Annotated in this window: 1 protein-coding gene; it reads right to left on the reverse strand. The window is 50.8% G+C overall.

Annotation, left to right across the window (positions count from 1 at the left end; all coding sequences use genetic code 11):
- On the reverse strand, positions 1-396 hold a 396-nt coding region (locus tag Q5L94_RS13415; protein WP_317498865.1), incomplete at both ends, for a sulfotransferase.

Consider the following 396-nt stretch of genomic DNA (forward strand, 5'->3'; position numbering starts at 1 on the left):
GCCGCAAGTTCTTCTGCCTGCGACAAGGACTCCTCAATGCTCATCGCATCCTGGTTACGTTTCTTGGCGTGATGAAAATTGGACACCGCCCGTTTGACCGGGTCACGGAAAATCCAGATGATACGCGCCTCTGGGTTGTAAGAATACATTCGCGCTGGCGTGTCGGGGTCTAAGCTATATGACGGACTTTTATCTCCGTGCAGAACGCCAGGGCCACAGTTGAAATCGAAGTGTTCATGATACCACTCGCCCCCCTTCTCAAACAGATTCAGTTTGTCGAAGTAATGGATTTCCCCTCGGTAGAGATCCACATTCGGATGCTGGCGCAGCATATCACGCAGGCTTGAAGTCCCGGACTTCTTCGCCCCTACTATAAAAAAATCGACAATAGGTTTG

Source organism: Idiomarina sp. Sol25 (assembly GCF_033052775.1).
Lineage (GTDB): Bacteria > Pseudomonadota > Gammaproteobacteria > Enterobacterales > Alteromonadaceae > Idiomarina.